The following is a 14,575-nucleotide window of genomic DNA, read 5'->3' as shown; positions in this document are numbered from 1 at the left end:
ACCGGCGAGTCGTATTCTGGTGAACATGAGCGCCATGGAGGGCAGTTCGCACGAGGCGGGCGGCCAGGCGGAGGCCGCCTGGCAGCGTGCCGTCCGGGCGGTTGAGTGCGCGGCACGGGAGTTCGCCGTCGCCGAGCGGCACGAGCGGCTGCACGTGGAGAACGGCAAGGCACTGCACGCGCGCATGGCCGAACGCCACCGTGCGGTCGCCGAACGGCATCTCACCACGGCCCGGCTCCAGGAGTCGTACGCCCGAAGAGTGCGGGAGTGGACGGCGGGGCACCACCCGCCCGTCAAGGCCGAGGACGGCTGCCGCCCTTTGTTCATGGCCGGGGTCGCGGAGGCCTGCGGGACGAGCAGCGCGGCCCTCACGCTCGTCGGCGACGACCTGAACCAGCTCGCCGTCGCCGCGTCGGACCGCGCTTCCCGCGGCGCCCAGGACCTGGAGTACGTGCTGACCGCGGGCCCCGCGCGCGACGCCGCCCGGCAGCGGCGCCCGGTCTACGCCTCGGGCGCCGCCCTGGAGCGGCGCTGGCCCGGCTACGGCTCCGGGCTCAGCGCCCTCGGCCTGAACTCGGTGGCGGCGCTGCCCCTGAAGGCGCCGCAGGGCTGCATAGGGGCGCTCGCCCTGTTCGATCCGCGGCCGGCGCTCGCCCGCTCGGGCGTGCTCGCGGAAGTCGCCGAAGCCCTGACGGAGGACGTGCTCCTGGGCCCGGACGCCGATCCCTGGCTGTACGGCGGCGCGGACATCCGGGCCGTGGTCCATCAGGCGGCGGGCACGCTGTCCCAGCAGGCGGGCAGGTCGGTCGCCGATGCCCTCGCGCTGATCAAGGCACGGGCGTTCGCGCTCGGCGAGTCCCCGGAGTGGGTCTCGCGGCGCGTCATGTCCGGGGAACTGAAGCTGCGCTGAGCCGCGCGCTCTCCCCCTCGCCGCGGTGCCGACGCCCGGTTGATAGCGTCGTTCTCCTGATCTTGTGCACGGGGGAGGAAGGCGCATGCCCAAGCTGCGTGACGTCCGCAGGCGTACGTGGCTGCTGGTCACCGGGGTGACCGTGCTGGCCGTCGCGGCGGCGGGCACCGGGATCGCGGTGTCGGTGTCGGCCGAACGCGACGAGCAACTGGCCGCGAACAAGGAGAAGTTGGCGACCGCCTGCCAGGGCCTGCTGCCCGCCGAGGTACGCCATGAGGCGCCGGAGGACACGGTCGCCGTACTGAACGAGTACGGCACGATGCTGCGACCGCACCAGGACAGCAGGGCGCTGCTCGACTGCACCGTGAAGTGGAGTGCCGGGGAGAAGGACCCGGACGTCCGGGTGCGCGCCGAGGCCGTGCTCGACCGGGCCGAGGCGCCCGGCGGCGGCTTCGGCCTTCCGCTGCCGAGCGGCGCGTCGGGCGGCGGGGGCGGCACGGACACGTTCGGGCCGGCCCAGGTGTCGGCGACGCTCCTGACGTCCTGCCCGAAGGGGCTCAGCGGGCGGGTCCGGCCGTCCAAGGACCTGCTCGTCTCCGTGGAGCTGCCGTCGTCCGCCGACGACGCGTACGACATCCCGAAGAGCGAGCAGCTCCTCGCATCCCGCACGGCGGTGCGCGTCGCCGACTGGGTGAGCCGTGAACAGGGGTGCGGCGGGCGGCCGTTGAAGGGCGGCAAGGCCGCCGACGGCTCGCACCTCTGTGACTGGCTCTCGCCCAAGGCGCTGAAGTTCGCCGCGGGACGCTGGCGGTTCGACGGCAACGACAAGACGTACGCCGAGCGCATGGGCTCCTGTGGCGGCCGGTGGGACGACAGCGCGGGCTCGGCCGGAGAGCGGGAGATCAAGGCGGCGAGCGCGGAGAGCTGGTCTGGGGTGCTCGCGGCGGGCGGGTACGACGCGCACGCCGACAGCGGCGACGTGCCCGGGGGCTCCGAGAGCGTCCACAAGCCGGATGCCGAGGGCGAGTTGAGGGTCGAGTCGTCCGGCGACGATCCTTTCCTTGCGCTCTGGGCGCGGTCGGCGTGCGACGCCGGGCCGACGTACCACCGTGTCACGGTGACACCCTCCTTCGACTTCCAGCACAAGGACGCGGTCGTCCTGGACAAGCAGGACCGGCGGCGGCTGTCCGGGCAGGCGCGTGCCGTGCTCGACCGCTATCTGGCGGCCGAGGACGGCTGGCCGCGGCGTGCGCACTGCGAGAACACCGAGATCATGGGAGAGGTGGAGGAGTGGCAGGGCTGACCTGGCGGTCCGGTACGGGACGGAAGCTGACCGCGGCGGCCGGAGCGGTGCTCGCCCTCGCTCTCGTGGCGGGCGGCTGGTTCTGGTTCGGCGGGGGCTACGACCGGTGGACGGCGCAGCGCCAGATCGACGGTGCCTGCGACGGCGTACTCCCCTCCGCCGAAGTACGTGACGTGCTCGGCGACGGGCCGTACGACGAGGGGGAACGCGACCGCGCGGAGGGCGAGTTCGGCGATGCCTCGCTGCGGGTGGATTGCACGCTGCGCCGCGTCGCGGAGCAGCACACGGGCAGGGACACCCATGAGGGCTCGGTCGAGGTGAGCGTGCGCGCGGTGCCGAAGCGGGTGCCGAAGGGCGACAACAGTCCGGCCGCGCGGGACCGGCGGCGCGCGGACGTCTCGGGCGACGACAACGGGGTGTACCCGGACGTGCCGTCCATGTACCCGTCGGCCGCGCTCGGCCAGGGGTGGAACAGCGTTGTCACCGCGGGCGACGGCAGCGACGGCGCGTCGGTCACCACGGCCGTGCTCCTCGACTGCGCCCGCGATCGCGGCGGGCTGCTCGTCACGGTCGACGCCGCCGACGAGTGGGCCACGGCGGACGACCCGGCCCGGCGCGCCGCCTTCGCCCGGATCGCCACCGCCACGGCCGCGAACGCCTCCGACCGCTGGGGCTGCGACGCCGACCTCGGCGAGCGGCCGCGCACGGTGCCGCTGCCGGTGGGCGACGAGGAGAGCGTGCCGCTGGCCGACACCGGTGCCTCCTGCGCGGGCGTTCCGGGGCGCGGCTCCTCGGTCACGCGGGCCTGGGAGGGCGCGCGGCGCGGGACGCCGGTCGAGGTGTGCGTCCTGGGTTCGGGGCGGGTGGACGCGGAGGGCCGCCCGGCGGCCGGGTCCCTGCCGGACATGGACGGCGGCTACCGGCTCAACGCCTACTACGGGCCGTACGCGCAGGACGAGCGGTACGGCTATCAGGAGCGGTTCGACTACCTGGACAAGGACCGCATGCCCGGCGTCGCTCCGTCCGGGCCGCTCGTCTTCGGCGGGTACTGGGCCAGCGCCGAGTGCGTGAAGGGTGGCGAGCGCGCCCTGTTCACGGTCAGGCCGCCGGGTTCCGGGTCGGTCGGCTACGACGAGCGGGAGAAGCCGACCGCCGCCGACCGGACCTATCAGCGCGCGGCGCTGAAGGCGTTCGCCGAGGCCTCGGCGAAGGCGCACGGCTGCGGGAAGCCGGTGCAGCCCTGACGCATTCGGGGCCGGTCAGCCCTGCCGGGTCCCGGCGCGTCCGAGCTCTTCAGCCCTGCCGGGTCCCGGCGCGTCCGGCGATGTGCGGCGGGACCGCGATGTCGGGGGCGAGCACCGGGTCCGGCACCGGGGTGCCCCAACCGGCCGTCAGGGGAAGGTTTCCGGCCCAGACGCCGAGCGCCGCGTCCGGTCCCTCGCCGTCGTCCGGCGGACCGACGCTCGTCTTGACGGAGGCCTCTTCCAAGGAGAGCGCGAGCAGGGTCGTCGCGGCCAGCTCCTTGCGGTTCGGACGGCGCGCGTAGTCCCACTGGCCGGGCGTGGCGTGCTCGGTGAGCAGCCGCAGTCCGGTCAGCTTCTCCTCGGGGTCGGTGACGACACGCGGTACGCCGTAGATCATCGCGCTGCGGTAGTTGACGCCGTGCTCGAAGACCGAGCGGGCCAGGACCAGGCCGTCGACATGGGTGACGGTCACACAGATCTCGGCGTCCGGGTCGGCGGCCAGGCTGCGGCTCGCGACCGATCCGTGCAGATACAGGCTGGTGTCGTCGCGGCCGTAGACGGTCGGCACGACCATGGGGTGGCCGTCGACGACGACACCCAGATGACAGACGAACCCCGCGTCGAGGATCGCCTCCAGATCCGCGCGCTCCAGGCTGCCCTGCTCGCGCAGGCGACGGTGGCGGGTGCGGCCGGTCGCGGGGAGCGCGGCGGGCAGGGGCGCGGGATGCCGGCTGGTGGTCACGCCTGGGAGGCTACCGATATCGCGCCGAAAGCACCATGCCTCAGCGGATTACTTCCGAGCACAGCACCTCGTACAACGAAATCCGCATCCGCCGCGCCATTCGTCCAAATCGCTCCCCGAGAATCCAACAACCTCCGCGGCGCGAGTGTTGTGACGCCCCGCACCGCAGCTGTCTGATGGAAACCATGGATCTCCCCTACTACGAGGACGTATCCCCCGGCTCCGGCAGCCTCCCGCCCCGCGCCTGGTACGCGCGGTCGGACGCCGCCTCCCTCTCCCTGAACGGCAGCTGGCGCCTCCGCCTCTCCGCGACCGCCGACGCCGCCGACGACTCGTTCGCCGCCGACGGGTACGACGCCACGGCCTGGGACGCCGTCGCGGTGCCCGGCACCTGGGCGCTCCAGGGCCACGGCGCGCCGATCTACACCAACGTGAGCTATCCGTTCCCGGTCGATCCGCCGCGCGTGCCGACCGCGAACCCGACCGGCGACCACCTGCGCCTCTTCGACCTGCCGGCCGACTGGCCGGCGGCCGGGGACGCCGTCCTGCGGTTCGACGGGGTCGAGTCCTGCGCGCGGGTCTGGCTGAACGGCACCGACGTGGGCGAATTCAAGGGCTCGCGGCTGCCGCACGAGTTCTCCGTGGGACACCTGCTGCGCCGCGAGGGCAATGTCCTCGCGGTCCGGGTCCACCAGTGGTCGTCCGGTTCCTACCTGGAGGACCAGGACCAGTGGTGGCTGCCGGGCATCTTCCGCGACGTGACACTGCTGCACCGCCCCGCAGGCTGCGTACCGGACTTCTTCACCCATGCCTCGTACGACCATCGCGCGGGGACGGGGACGCTGCGGGTGGACGTCGGTGCCGAGGTGGCGGGGCGGGTGACCGTGCCCGAGCTGGGCGTCGACATCGCGACCGGCGAATCCGTGACGCTGCCCGTCGAGCCCTGGACCGCCGAGACGCCTCGTCTGTACGACGGTGTCCTGGCCACGGAGGGCGAGCGGGTCCCGCTGCGGATCGGCTTCCGCACGGTCGCCGTCGAGGACGGGGTCATCAAGGTCAACGGCCGGCGGATCCTGTTCCGGGGCGTGAACCGGCACGAGTTCCACCCGGAGACCGGCCGCACGCTCGACCTCGCCACGATGCGCTCCGACGTCCTCCTGATGAAGCAGCACAACATCAACGCGGTCCGCACCAGCCACTATCCCCCGCACCCCGCCTTCCTCGACCTCTGCGACGAGCTGGGCCTGTGGGTCGTCGACGAGTGCGACCTGGAGACCCACGGCTTCACCTCCCAGGCCTGGCGCTCCAACCCCGTCGACGACGACCGCTGGACGCCCGCTCTCCTGGACCGCGCGGCCCGCATGGTCGAGCGCGACAAGAACCACCCCTCGGTGATCGTCTGGTCCCTCGGCAACGAATGCGGCACGGGACGCGGACTGACCGCGATGGCCCACTGGATCCGGGAGCGGGACGCCGACCGTCTGATCCACTACGAGGGCGATCCGTCCTGCGCGGACACCGACATGTACTCGCGTATGTACGCCGATCACGCCGAGGTCGAGCGGATCGGCCGCCGGGAGGACGAAGGACCCCGGTCTCGACGCCGACTCCCGTTCATTCTCTGCGAGTACGGGCACGCGATGGGCAACGGTCCGGGTGGGCTTGCCGAGTATCAGAAGCTGTTCGAGGCACACGAGCGCAATCAGGGCGGCTTCATCTGGGAGTGGATCGACCACGGCATCGCGCACCCCGAGTTCGGCTACGCCTACGGCGGCGACTTCGGCGAGGAGCTGCACGACGGGAACTTCGTCTGCGACGGGCTGCTCTTCCCCGACCGGACGCCGTCACCGGGCCTCGACGACTACATGCACGTCATCCAGCCGGTGCGGTTCGCGTACGACGGGGAGGCGGGGACGGTCCGGGTCACGAACCTGCACGACTTCGCGGACCTCTCCCATCTGGACTGCGGGTGGCAGTACGTGAGCGACGCCGACACCCCGTTCGCGGCCGGAGAGTTGGACGTACCGAAGGATCTCGCCCCCGGCGCATCCGTCGAACTCAAGCTTCCCGACGTCCCGTTGGCCTGCCGTGACGTCGAGACCCGGCTGCACCTCACGGCAATCGTCTCCGTGGAGACGAACTGGACCAAGCTCGACCACGTCGTCGCACGGGCCGATTTCGCCGTCATCCCGCGTCCCGCCGCCCGCGTCGCGACCGGCGAACGCCCCCGCCGCGACTCCGGTCCCGTCAGGCTCGGCATCGTCACGCTCGGCCCCGGCACCTTCGACGCCCGCACCGGCGAGCTGCGCGACCTGGGCGGCGTCCCGCTGCCGGGCACCCCGCGGCTGGACGTCTGGCGCGCGCCCACCGACAACGACGACGGGGCGTCCTGGCAGTCCGACCGGCGCCATGGCGTTCTCTGGCGCGAGCTGGGCCTGGACCGGATCCAACACCGCCTGGATGGCGTGGAGTTGACGGACGACTCGCTCGTCGTCCGCACCCGCGTGGCGCCCGCCTCACGCGACATCGGCCTGCGCACCGTCTACCGCTGGACGTCCGACGGAACGGCACTGCGGCTCGCGGTCTCCGTGGCACCCGAGGGCGGATGGCCGGTGCCGCTGCCCCGGCTCGGCGTCCGGTTCGGGCTGCCGGCCGCGTACGGGTACGCGCACTGGTTCGGCGGCGGACCCGGCGAGGCGTATCCGGACACGGCGGCGGCGTCCGTCATCGGGCGATGGTCCAGGCCGGTCGACCGGATGCAGACCCCGTACGTCCGACCGCAGGAGAACGGCGCCCGCGCGGACGTCCGTTGGGCCGAGCTGCGCACGCGCTACTCCGGCGCAGGAGTACGCGTCGAGGGCGATCCCGCCTTCTGGTTCACTGCCCGGCGCTGGACGACCGAGCAGCTGGACGCGGCGCGGCACCGCACGGACCTCGTCCCCGGCGACACGGTGTGGGTCAACCTCGACCACGGGCAGCACGGCATCGGCTCGCAGTCCTGCGGCCCCGGCGTGCTCCCGCAGCACGAACTGCACGCCGCTCCGGCGGAGTTCGCCCTCACCTTCACCACCGCCGAAGCCATCGAAAGCACGCCGTGACCGGGGCTTCCCGGTGACTCAGCACTAGACTGGGGGTCAACGACGAACCACGTGCCGCCTTGGGGGGAAGGAGCACCCCTTGTCACAACCGCGGCTGGGCAGCCGCCGCCCGCCCGAGCCCCCGGCCACCCCTCCTTCCCCTCCGGACGACGACTCCCGCCCCGGCCGCTTCGTGGGCTGGCTCGGCGGCTTCGGCTGCGCGGCGGCCGGATACGCCGTGTTCCAGTCCCTGGTGGGCGTGTTGCCGGACGCGATATCCGGCGACACGGCCCGCTATGGAATCGCCGCGGCCAGCGGCATCGGCACCGGCGTCGCCTCCTGGCTCGCGGCGGCGCTGATCCGGGCCAGATCGGGCGCGGACGGCGGCGCGCGCGTCCCCGAGCCGCCCGCGACCGCCGCCGCCGTCGCCCCGGCCCCCGGTCCGCTGCCCCGGCTGGCGACCACCACGTCCACGACGCTCGCGGCGGAACTCGCCACCTTCGACGACCCGGAGCGCGGCCGCCTCACCGGCTGGGCACACGCGCTCGACGAGCCGACCCGGCCGGTGCGGCCCACCCCGACCGGCACCGCGTACGGACTGCACATCGCGCTCGAACTCGGCCTGCCCGACGGCCGGTTGCGCACCTCCGAACTGGTGGAGACCCTCTGGCGGCTACGTCTGGCGGACGGCGGCTGGGCCGCGCGCTCGCAGGGCTCGACGCCGCGCCCCGAGGTGACCGCGCTGGTGCTCGGCGCGCTCGCGCGGGCGGGCGCGGACCCGGTGCGGCTCGCGGAGGAGGCGGGCCAGTGCGCGGCGCGCTTCACCGAAGAGCTCGAACCCTCCGGACTCGGCAGGACCCATGTCGTGACGACGATGCTGCGCGGGCTGCTGCGGGCGGCGCCCGAATCGCCCGCCCTGGAGCGGCTGCGGGCCGAGCTGGTCGACCGGACGATCACCGATCCCGAGCGGGAGCACCGGCGTTGCTGGGGTCCGGCCCTGCGGGCGCCGGTGACGCGGCCGTCCTCCGTGCACACCGCGCAGGCGGTGGTCGCGCTCGACCGTGCGGCACGGGTGCTCGGCGAGGACGGCAACACCCGTGCGGCCCGCGAGGACGGCATCCGCTGGCTGCTCGCCTGCCCGACCCCGGACCACGAGGACTGCGCCGATCTGCGCAACACGCAGGAGGAGGTGCGCCGCCCGCACCCGGTCGACTCCTGGCGCCAAGAGGTCCTTGCCGTACGGCACTTCACCCCGGCCTGGATGGTGCGGGCGCTGCTCACGCCGGACGCGTGGGAGATCGCCGCGGACGAGGGCCGCGAGGAGGCGTGGCGTTCGCTGCTGTCGGGTGCGGTGCGCGCGGTGTGGCGCCAGCAGGACGACGGCATCTGGCACTGGGACGGGTACGATCTCGGCCGCCCGATGTGGATGACCTATCAAGGCCTTTCGGCGCTGCGGGCACATGCCGTATGGATGTATCAGCCGGGTAGGTGATCCCCGGCGGCGCACTCGCGACCGGGGGGAGAGTGACCGCATGGGTGGCCGGCACGTGCACGGGGCCCGACGTCTGCTCGAAGGGGCCCTGGAGGGCCTGCCCGAGGAGGAGTTGGTGCGGGCGGCCCGTACGGTCGTCGCCCGGCTCGGCGCCCCCGAGCGGCTGCCGGCCCTGGTACGCGAGCTGGCGACGGGTACCGGCGACCCCTCGGGATGCGCACTCCTGTCGTACCGTCATGTCCTGGGATTCGACAAGCTGTTGCTGGTCGACGGCGGTCCCCGGCACATGCTGCGCGCCCACATCTGGCATCCGGACACGCGCGGGGAGGGTCGCGAGGACATCCACAACCACCGTTCCCCGCTTGCCTCTTACGTGGTGCGGGGCACTCTCGGCATGGAGCTGTACGAGCCGGTGCCGGGCGCGGAAGAGGGCGGGCGGGCGGCGTCCTGGTACCGCGAGTCGCTCTCCGGCGAGGAGGGCCACTGGCTCCTGGAACCGGCGGGCCCGGCGCGCCTGCGGCTCACGCAGAGCGCGGAGTTCGCGGCGGGCAGCGGCTACGCCCTGCCGTCGTACGCGCTGCACCGCGCGTGGTGCGCCTCGGCCGAACCGACGGTGACGCTGTTCCTGGAGACGGGGTCGGGACGGCGTACCTACACGGACGTCTTCGCCGAAGCCGAGGCCGGGGCATCGGGGGGCGGCCGCGCGGAAGCGGTCGTCAAGCGGCCGATGGAGGTCAAGGAGTATCTGGCGGAGCTGGAGGCGCTCGCGGGACTGCTCGGCTGACGGGAGCCGGTCTCAGCGCCAGGAGCCGAACGCCGTCGTGCTGAACGCCTGCTCGACGATGTCCCGGTTGTAGTCGTCGATCTCGACGCTGCCGATGTCGGCCGGGGCCAGCCAGCGGTGCTCCTGGTCGGGCAGCGGCAGCGACACGTCGAAGGTGAGCGGCCTGACCAGGAAGTTGTCCTGCCAGTTCTTCACCTCGTGTCCGCGATAGCGGCTGACGAAGGACGACTCGCCGACCTTGCGCAGCACCTCGCCGAGCAGTCCGGTCTCCTCCTTGAGCTCCCGGAGCACGCCCTCGGCCGGGCCCTCGGCCGGTTCGAGCTTCCCGCAGGGGACGCCCCACACCCGTGGCAGGAAGCGCTCGGTCTCACTGCGCCGCACCAGCAGCACACGGCCTCGGTGGGCCACGACGGCAGCCGCCAGTCGGTTGTCGCTCGGCGCACTCGACAAGTCCATGACTCCCACGGTAGCGAGGATTCGCGGACCGGGACAGTCAGCCGAGCGGCTCCCGCTCCCCCTGATCGAGCCGGTAGGGCGGATATACGTCCGTGAGCAGCAGCCCGTACGCCATGACACGCGCGACCCAGCGGTGCAGACCGATGTTGAGGTCGTACATGCCGCGCGGATAGCGGCCGGTGAAGAGCAGGGAGACGCCGGCGTAGAAGGCGAGGAGCCCGGCGAGGCCGCCGCTGAAGCTGGAGCCGCCCATCAGCACCGCGACCACCAGGAGCTGCGGCAGCACGAGCAGCCAGCCCTTGACGAGGACCAGGCCTCGGGACAGGTGTTCGGGGTGGTCGATGTCGAGGTGCGCCGGATAGTCGGGGACGTCGCGCAGGGCGAAGGGCGGATAGCGGTCGGTGCCGAGCGATCCGTACGCGTAGTACTCGACGCGCCAACTCCAGCGCAGCACACCGACGTTGAAGTCGAACAGGGCGCGCGGGTAGCCGCCGGTGACGAGGACGGCGAAGAACGCCACGACGGTGACCAGGAGGAGGCCGATCCACAGGAAGAGCAGCACGACGTAGTGCGGGATCGCGAGCAGCCACTTCACCAGCCAGAGCCAGCGCGAGAGCCCGGTGGCGTACTCCGCCTCAAGGCGGACCGGGCTGATCGGATGCTTGCTCGGCTCGGTCGCCGTGGGCATGGCGGACATGACGGTCATCTCCCCTGTCGGCCCGTACGTGCCTTCTCTGCACGTGTACGACCGTGCGCGGGGCGCGGCAAGGAGTGGCGCGGCATCCGTTTCGGCCCTTCTGGGGCGAGCCACGCCCGGCGGGCCGTGTCCGATTCCTTCAAGACCGGGCCGGGAGCCGCTGCCTACGCTGCCACCATGAACAGCACACCGGAAACCACACCCGAGCCCACTCCCGCGCCCCGCTTCGACCTGGTCGGCATCGTCGTCTCCGACATGGCCGCCACGCTCGCCTTCTACCGGCGCCTCGGCCTCGACATCCCGGCCGGGGCCGAGGACGAGCCGCATGTGGAGGCCGTGCTGCCCGGCGGTCTGCGGATCGCGTTCGACCCGGAGGCGACCATCCGCTCCTTCCACCCCGGCTGGCAGCCGCCCACGGGCGGCGGGCGGATCGGCCTCGCGTTCCACTGCGGGACGCCGCAGGGGGTCGACGCCGTGTTCGCGGAGCTGACGGCCGCCGGCGCGCCCGTCGAGCTCAAGCCGTTCGACGCCCCGTGGGGTCAGCGGTACGCCACCGTCCTCGACCCGGAGGGCAACGGCGTCGACCTGTTCGCCCCGCTGGCCCGGTGAGGCCCCTCAGCGCCGCGCGTGGCGGATCCGCAGCCGCCCGAACCCCATGGTCCCGGTGATGCGGATGGTCGGACCGCCGGAGCGGGGGCTGCGCGGGAGCCGGTAGGCGGTGTCCTTCCACCCGGCGGTGAGGCCCTCGATGTCGACGGTCGCGTCGCGCGGCACCACGATCTTGGCGCGGCCGGTGCCGAGCGCCAGCTCGATGTCGACCTCCGGATGCTCGAACTCCGCCTTGGCCAGGTTCAGATACACCCTGCCGAGAGCGGACTCGACCTTGAGGGTCCGCGGCACCCGCCAGGCGCCGCTCCGCTTGATCCGGCCGCCGGCGGCGGCGATCGTGGCCGTGCGGGGTTCGCTGCCCGCCGGGAGCGAGTCGAGGGCCACCACCAGCTCGCCGCGCGTCTTGGCGGTGAGTGCCTGGTGCAGGCGCTCCTCCATCTCGTCGTGCGAGATGTACCCGTCGGCGTACGCCTCTTGCAGTCGGCGCGCTGCGGTGTCGCGGTCGTCCTGATTGATCCGTGTCAGCCCGTCCGGCGGCGTGGGGGTCATGGGGGTCACTGTAATGCCTGGCCCGCCCGGCTCCCGGCTCAGTGGCCGCGCAGCAGCTCGCCCAGCGCCATTCCTGTCAACTCCTTGACGTCGCGGGCCAGATGGGCCTGGTCGGCGAAGCCCGCGACGGCCGCCGTCGCCGCGTACGGCATGCCGTCCGCGGCCAGGGCGAGCGCACGCTGCAACCGCAGCACCCTGCCCAGGGTCTTGGGGCCGTAGCCGAACGCGGCGAGTGAACGCCGGTGCAGGAGGCGGGTGTTGACGCCCGCCTCCGCCGCCGTGGCCGCGATGCTGCGGCCCGCGTCGAGGGACTTCACGATGTGCGCGAGCAGCGGGTCGGGCGGCTCGGCGCGGTCGGCGCGCTCCAGGGCGAGGGACTCCAGGGCGGCCACCGGGTCCGGGGCCTCGGCCATCCGTTCGGTCAGCCGGCGGGTCTCGGCGGAGGGCCACAGGTCGGCGAGGTCGACCCGCCGGTCGCGCAGTTCGTGCGCCGGTACGCCGAGGAAGGCGGGGGCGGTGCCGGGGTAGAAGCGGATGCCGACGAACCGGGCGGCGGCGAGGTCGGGGGCCGGCCGGTAGGCGCGGGTGTCCGGGCCCGCCACCATGAGCCGGCCGCCGGACCAGAGCAGGTCCATGCAGCCGTCGGGCAGGACGGGGCGCACGGGGCCGGGGCCGCCGCCCGTGGTGGCGCGGGTCCAGAGCACCGCGCCGGGCACGAGGGAGGCCCGCTCGGCGTACACGACCTTCTCGTACGACACGTCTCCCAGGCTACGCGGCCCGCGTGCGGTGCTCCTGGGGGCTGACTCCGTAGACCCGCTTGAAGGCGCTGGACAGGGCGAAGGCGCTGCCGTAGCCGACGCGGCGGGCGATCGCCGCGATCGTCTGCTCGCTGTCGCGCAGCAGATCGGCGGCGAGCGCCAGCCGCCAGCCCGTCAGGTACGCCATCGGCGGCTCCCCCACGAGTTCGGTGAACCGCCGGGCGAGGGCGGCCCGCGAGACGCCCGCCTTCGCGGCGAGCGCGGCGATGGTCCAGGGGTGTGCGGGGTCGTCCTGGAGCAGCCGGATCGCCTGTCCGACGACCGGGTCGCCCATCGCCCGGTACCAGGCGGGGGCCGCCGCCTCCGGCCGGGAGAACCAGGCGCGCAGGGACGCGATCATCAGCAGGTCGAGCAGCCGGTCCAGGACGACGTCCTGCCCCGGCTCGTCCTTGGCGATCTCGTCCGCGAGCAGCGGGGTGAGCGGGCAGTCCCACACCTCGGTGGGCAGCACGAGCAGCGGGGGCAGCGCGTCGAGGAGCCGTCCGGTGATCTCGCCGCGCGCCTGGTAGGTGCCGATCAGCATCTCGACGGAGCTGTCCGGCGACTGGCCCCAGGCGCGCAGGCCGAGGTCCTTGTACTGCCCGAAATCGGCACCGCCCAGCGGCACGCAGCGCTCGCCCGGCTGGATCTCGGCGAGCGGTGCGGTGGCCGGGTCGTCGGCGCAGGTGTAGTGGTCGGGGCCGCGGGCGATCGCCACGTCGCCGGGGCGGATCCGCTGGGGTGCCGCCCCGTCCGCGGGCACGATCCAGGCGTCGCCGCGGACCATGATCATGACAGAGAGCGGCGCCTCGTCCGCGACGCGGACGGACCAGGGCGGGTCGAAGCACGCACGGATCATGAAGGCGCCCCGTGCGCGCGGGCCCTCCAGCAGGCCTGCGAGTACGTCCATACCGGAAGCGTAGACGCATGCTTATGGAGGTGAGCCGCTGACGGATGTTCCCTTGGGGCGTAAGGCAGTTCACTGAAGGCATGACAGAGAACGCGGTGAACACGCAGAAGCTGGACACGCAGCACAAGACGGTGTTGGTCACGGGCGCCTCCGGCAAGACCGGGCGCCGGGTCGCACAGGCCGCCGAAGCGGCGGGCTTCACCGTGCGGGCCGCCTCGCGCTCGGGCGCGGTGCGCTTCGACTGGTACGACCGCTCGACGTGGGAGGACGCGCTGCGGGGCGCCGACGCGGCGTACCTCGCGTACATGCCGGACGTCGGGGCGCCCGGCGCGGGCGAGGCGGTGGGCGCGTTCGCCCGGCAGGCGGTGGCGCTCGGGGTGCGGCGGATCGTGCTGCTGTCCGCTCGCGGCGAGGACCAGGCGGAGCCGGCCGAGCGGGCGGTGCGGGAGTCCGGGGCGCAGTGGACGGTCGTGCGGGCCAGCTGGTTCGCGCAGAACCTCAGCGAGGGGCCGCTGCTGGACTCGATGCGGGGCGGGGAGCTGGTGTTTCCCGGCGGGGAGGTGCTCGAGCCGTTCATCGACACGCGGGACATCGCGGATGTGGTGGTGGCGGTGCTCGGCTGTGCGGACGACCGTTACGCGGGTGAGGTCCTGGAGATCTCCGGGCCCCGTCTGCTGTCGTTCCGCCAGGCGGTGGCGGAGATCTCGGCGGCGGCCGGGCGGGAGATCCGGTACGTTCCCGTGTCCGCTCGGGAGTACGGGGGTGCCCTCACGGAGTACGGGGTGCCGGCGGAGGAGGCGGAGTTCCTCATCGAACTCTTCGAGACGAACCTGGACGGCCGCAACGCGTACCTCTCCGAAGGGGTGCAGCAGGTTCTGGGGCGGGCCCCGCGTGAATTCTCCGCGTTTGCGAGGGAACACGCGGAGTCGGGCGTCTGGAAGGGTTAGCCTCCGGCGGCGGATCTGCCTCACCCACCCGCCCGGTTACCCGGGGCCTGCCCACCAC

General features: G+C 73.1%; 14 protein-coding genes. 8 read left to right on the top strand and 6 right to left on the bottom strand.

From position 1 onward, the window contains the following. The first annotated feature begins 25 nt into the window (after positions 1 to 25). From ACIBKX_RS38380 to ACIBKX_RS38370, 3 genes are all read left to right on the top strand, one after another. Entirely contained in the window at positions 26 to 910 is an 885-nt protein-coding gene (locus tag ACIBKX_RS38380; RefSeq protein ID WP_363272145.1) for a GAF domain-containing protein, read from the top strand. Between the two features lie 85 nt (positions 911 to 995). Then, positions 996 to 2,213 (top strand): hypothetical protein, encoded by a 1,218-nt coding sequence (locus ACIBKX_RS38375; protein ID WP_363272146.1) that lies wholly within the window; start codon positions 996 to 998, stop codon positions 2,211 to 2,213. Beyond that, the gene (locus ACIBKX_RS38370; RefSeq protein WP_363272147.1) at positions 2,201 to 3,457 is read left to right on the top strand and encodes a hypothetical protein; all 1,257 of its coding nucleotides are present in this window, start codon (positions 2,201 to 2,203) and stop codon (positions 3,455 to 3,457) included. Before ACIBKX_RS38375 ends, ACIBKX_RS38370 begins: the two co-directional genes overlap by 13 nt. Positions 3,458 to 3,506: 49 nt before the next feature. Here ACIBKX_RS38370 and ACIBKX_RS38365 read toward each other — a convergent pair whose 3' ends face one another. Continuing rightward, on the bottom strand, positions 3,507 to 4,199 hold the full coding sequence (locus ACIBKX_RS38365; protein WP_363272148.1) for a pyridoxamine 5'-phosphate oxidase family protein: 693 nt from the start codon (positions 4,197 to 4,199) through the stop codon (positions 3,507 to 3,509). A gap of 185 nt (positions 4,200 to 4,384) precedes the next feature. Between ACIBKX_RS38365 and ACIBKX_RS38360 the strand changes: the two genes are divergently transcribed. The 3 genes from ACIBKX_RS38360 to ACIBKX_RS38350 all read left to right on the top strand — a co-directional run bounded on the left by ACIBKX_RS38360 (position 4,385) and on the right by ACIBKX_RS38350 (position 9,552). Then, positions 4,385 to 7,297: a glycoside hydrolase family 2 TIM barrel-domain containing protein gene (locus ACIBKX_RS38360; RefSeq protein WP_363272149.1), complete on the top strand. Its 2,913-nt coding sequence runs from the start codon at positions 4,385 to 4,387 to the stop codon at positions 7,295 to 7,297. A 79-nt stretch (positions 7,298 to 7,376) separates the two neighbouring features. Then, the gene (locus ACIBKX_RS38355; protein ID WP_363272150.1) at positions 7,377 to 8,768 is read left to right on the top strand and encodes a hypothetical protein; all 1,392 of its coding nucleotides are present in this window, start codon (positions 7,377 to 7,379) and stop codon (positions 8,766 to 8,768) included. 40 nt (positions 8,769 to 8,808) lie between these two features. Next, positions 8,809 to 9,552, top strand: a complete 744-nt coding sequence (locus ACIBKX_RS38350; protein WP_363272151.1) for a hypothetical protein — start codon at positions 8,809 to 8,811, stop codon at positions 9,550 to 9,552. Between the two features lie 12 nt (positions 9,553 to 9,564). Here the strand turns inward: ACIBKX_RS38350 and ACIBKX_RS38345 are convergent, their stop codons facing one another. Next, on the bottom strand, positions 9,565 to 10,008 hold the full coding sequence (locus ACIBKX_RS38345; RefSeq protein ID WP_363272152.1) for an NUDIX hydrolase: 444 nt from the start codon (positions 10,006 to 10,008) through the stop codon (positions 9,565 to 9,567). Positions 10,009 to 10,045: 37 nt separating this feature from the next. Next, positions 10,046 to 10,705, bottom strand: coding sequence for a DUF4389 domain-containing protein (locus ACIBKX_RS38340; protein WP_363272153.1), 660 nt, complete (start codon positions 10,703 to 10,705; stop codon positions 10,046 to 10,048). 177 nt (positions 10,706 to 10,882) lie between these two features. On the opposite strand from ACIBKX_RS38340, the gene ACIBKX_RS38335 reads away from it, so the two are divergent. Beyond that, positions 10,883 to 11,314, top strand: a complete 432-nt coding sequence (locus ACIBKX_RS38335) for a VOC family protein (protein ID WP_363272154.1) — start codon at positions 10,883 to 10,885, stop codon at positions 11,312 to 11,314. Between the two features lie 6 nt (positions 11,315 to 11,320). Here the strand turns inward: ACIBKX_RS38335 and ACIBKX_RS38330 are convergent, their stop codons facing one another. Genes ACIBKX_RS38330 through ACIBKX_RS38320 form a run of 3 tightly spaced genes read right to left on the bottom strand, consistent with a single transcriptional unit; the run spans position 11,321 to position 13,570 of the window. Beyond that, positions 11,321 to 11,863 carry a DUF1707 domain-containing protein gene (locus ACIBKX_RS38330; RefSeq protein ID WP_363272155.1) on the bottom strand — a complete coding sequence of 181 codons (543 nt, stop codon included), beginning with the start codon at positions 11,861 to 11,863 and terminating at the stop codon, positions 11,321 to 11,323. Positions 11,864 to 11,901: 38 nt separating this feature from the next. Further along, positions 11,902 to 12,621: a helix-turn-helix domain-containing protein gene (locus tag ACIBKX_RS38325; protein WP_363272156.1), complete on the bottom strand. Its 720-nt coding sequence runs from the start codon at positions 12,619 to 12,621 to the stop codon at positions 11,902 to 11,904. Between the two features lie 10 nt (positions 12,622 to 12,631). Beyond that, positions 12,632 to 13,570: an AraC family transcriptional regulator gene (locus ACIBKX_RS38320; protein WP_363272157.1), complete on the bottom strand. Its 939-nt coding sequence runs from the start codon at positions 13,568 to 13,570 to the stop codon at positions 12,632 to 12,634. An 80-nt stretch (positions 13,571 to 13,650) separates the two neighbouring features. On the opposite strand from ACIBKX_RS38320, the gene ACIBKX_RS38315 reads away from it, so the two are divergent. Then, entirely contained in the window at positions 13,651 to 14,517 is an 867-nt protein-coding gene (locus ACIBKX_RS38315; RefSeq protein ID WP_363272158.1) for an NAD(P)H-binding protein, read from the top strand. Positions 14,518 to 14,575 lie beyond the last annotated feature (58 nt).

It is taken from the genome of Streptomyces sp. NPDC050658, from assembly GCF_044457025.1.
Taxonomy (GTDB): domain Bacteria; phylum Actinomycetota; class Actinomycetes; order Streptomycetales; family Streptomycetaceae; genus Streptomyces.
This window is presented reverse-complemented; position numbering and strand designations above follow the sequence as displayed.